This is a genomic window from Candidatus Mycoplasma haematohominis (assembly GCF_902712995.1).
In the GTDB taxonomy this organism is placed as follows: Bacteria; Bacillota_I; Bacilli_A; order Mycoplasmatales; family Mycoplasmoidaceae; genus Eperythrozoon_B; species Eperythrozoon_B haematohominis.
Genome location: NZ_CACTIB010000028.1, coordinates 1 through 1,756, shown reverse-complemented (window position 1 = coordinate 1,756; position 1,756 = coordinate 1). Strand labels below are relative to the sequence as shown.

4 protein-coding genes are annotated in these 1,756 nt (G+C 39.9%); all 4 read right to left on the bottom strand.

The genetic code is table 4. The features are described 5' to 3' along the window. Positions 1–70 precede the first annotated feature (70 nt). Positions 71–580 (bottom strand): hypothetical protein, encoded by a 510-nt coding sequence (locus H6411_RS04530; protein ID WP_216083457.1) that lies wholly within the window; start codon positions 578–580, stop codon positions 71–73. 12 nt (positions 581–592) lie between these two features. Then, positions 593–955 (bottom strand): hypothetical protein, encoded by a 363-nt coding sequence (locus tag H6411_RS04525; RefSeq protein WP_216083456.1) that lies wholly within the window; start codon positions 953–955, stop codon positions 593–595. Positions 956–974: 19 nt separating this feature from the next. Continuing rightward, positions 975–1,442, bottom strand: a complete 468-nt coding sequence (locus H6411_RS04520; protein WP_216083455.1) for a hypothetical protein — start codon at positions 1,440–1,442, stop codon at positions 975–977. 2 nt (positions 1,443–1,444) lie between these two features. After that, a partial coding sequence (locus tag H6411_RS04515) for a hypothetical protein (protein ID WP_369408504.1) occupies positions 1,445–1,756 on the bottom strand: 312 nt, incomplete at its 5' end.

Here is a 1,756-nt window from a genome sequence, read left to right as displayed (position 1 = left end):
GCAATAGCTGCTCCTCCAGTTCCGGCTATTGCTGTTCCCGCTATAGCGGCTGCTAAAGGATTAGACATATCTAATTAATTTCCTCTACACAAACTGAAACAAATGCATTTCATTCACTCACAGCTTCCAGATCACTAACTCTAAACTTATCTCCTGCTTGTGCATTTGCAGGTTTTTTAGCCTTAGTTACCTCACATCACTGATTTACAAACTTAGCAACTTTATCTAGATTTGTTGTTGTATCTCCAGTTTCTTTTCCTGCTTGTCCTATTTCATTGGCATCTGGTCTTGGAGGGTTGTTTTGATCAGATAAATTCATATTACCTATTTTGCCTTTCAATGCTTCTCTGTAATTTTCTCCTTTACTTGCATCTTTCAAATGAGCTTTTATTTTGTCCTCTGTAAGACTTCTATCTGTTCCAGAACTACCTATATATCTATACTTGCCTCCATTATTAATATAGTCATCAAAATCACTATATTTAGCATCAAAAGCTCCTGCAGCATAAGCAATAGTTGCTCCGCCACCTCCTATTACCACTGTTCCTGCTACTGCAGCCCCTATTGCTTGAGTTGACATACGATTATTGATTTATCCTCCAGAAGATCCTGCTTGAGGAGTAGTCTGACTACCTGTTTCATGTGTAGAAGGAACTCCTGAACCTTGATTTCCTGTTGAAGGGGGCTGTCCTGTATTGTCCCCGTTCACTGTTTGTTGTGCATCTTGTCCTGAAGAAACCGTACCAGAAGGATTTGATCCTGATCTTGAACCAGAACTAGATCCTTCTAGAATAGTTCCTCTCTTATTTTGATCAGAAGTTGATACTTCATTAGGTTTAGAAGTTTTAGATTCAAAATTTTTATTAAAAGAATTGCTAACTCCATAAGTTACAGCAGCTCCGCCGCCAACAATAGCAGTTCCTGCAGCTGCTGATAAAGCTAATTTCGAAGGCATAATAAGACTATTTCTTGGGCTATTCTAGACATAACTTCTTATATTTCTGTCAACCAGCATCAGAGTCTATTTTTGATCAATCAACTTTTCCATCCGACCCTTGAGGCTTTTTCTTTTCCTCGGTTTTGCATCAAGCTTTAACCTTATCAACTACTTTAGTTAATTTAGTTGGTTCTAATCCTGTATCTTCGGATGTACCAGCTTTTCCAACATCATCCGCTGTAGGTGCATCGCTTTGAGTTCCCTTTATAAGATTTCATTCATCTTTTAAATCCTTTCTATAACCATCAACAGTACCATCTCCGCCATTTCTTATCTTCTCTTTAATCTTGTCATCTGTCTCATATACAAAACTAAATCAATTCCTTCTTGCATAATCTGAAAAATCATCATAAGGTCTTAATTGAGTGTAAGCTGCATAGCTAGTACCTGCTACAGCTACTGCTCCTCCACCTATTCCTGCTCCAATTGCTGCTGGGGATGCCATATTTATGCTGATGGTGTTGCTGCGCCAGGAGAAGTATTTGCAGGTTGTGAAGGGACAGAAACTTGTTGCCCATTATCACTCCTTGTTTCTGTCACATTTGAAGAACCAGCTGCTACTTCTGTTTGAGCTCCTTGCCCTGATGTACTTCCAGAAGATTGATGTGATGAACCAGATTGCTCAACACCAATACCCTGAGCAGACCCATTACTTCCTGAAGGATCCACTGTTCCGGGCGTTGATGGAGTTTCACTAGCTTCATTTTTTGCACTTGAAAAAGCCCCTGCAGCATAAGCGACACTTGCTCCAGTTCCTCC